The 464-nt window shown below is 72.2% G+C and carries 1 protein-coding gene; it reads left to right on the top strand.

Going from position 1 to position 464, the window contains the following annotated elements:
* Positions 1-464, top strand: a 464-nt coding sequence (locus AC1DSF_RS30810) for a DNA-processing protein DprA (protein WP_478184108.1), incomplete at both ends; no start/stop codon positions are given.

The raw sequence follows: 464 nt of genomic DNA, 5'->3' as shown, positions 1-464 counted from the left end.
TCGCCGTCCTCGCCTGCGGCATCGACGTGGCGTACCCGCGCGGCCACGAACGCCTGTTCGCCCGCATCGCCGAAGTCGGCACCCTGGTCAGCGAACTCCCACCCGGCAGCTCCCCAAGCCGCATCCGCTTCGTCGAACGCAACCGCGTCATCGCCGCACTCACCCCCGGCACCCTCGTCATCGAAGCCGCCGTACGCAGCGGCGCCCTCATCACCGCCCACCGCGCCGACGCCCTGGGCCGCGTCGTCATGGGCGTCCCCGGCCCGATCACCTCGCCGCAATCCGCCGGCGTCCACCAACTGCTCCGCGAGGAGGAAACCTACGTGGTCACCAGCGCCGCCGAAGTCCTCGAACACCTCGGCCGCATCGGCGAAGACCTCGCCCCCCGCAAAGCCGGTCCGGCCCGCCCCTGGGACCGCCTCCCACCCGACCTCTTACGCGTCCTCGAAGCCGTCTCCCCGTTC

The sequence above is a fragment of the Variovorax sp. 01N429 genome (assembly GCF_056399425.1).
The sequence above is the reverse complement of the archived record's forward strand: the minus strand, read 5'-3'. Positions and strand labels throughout refer to the sequence as shown.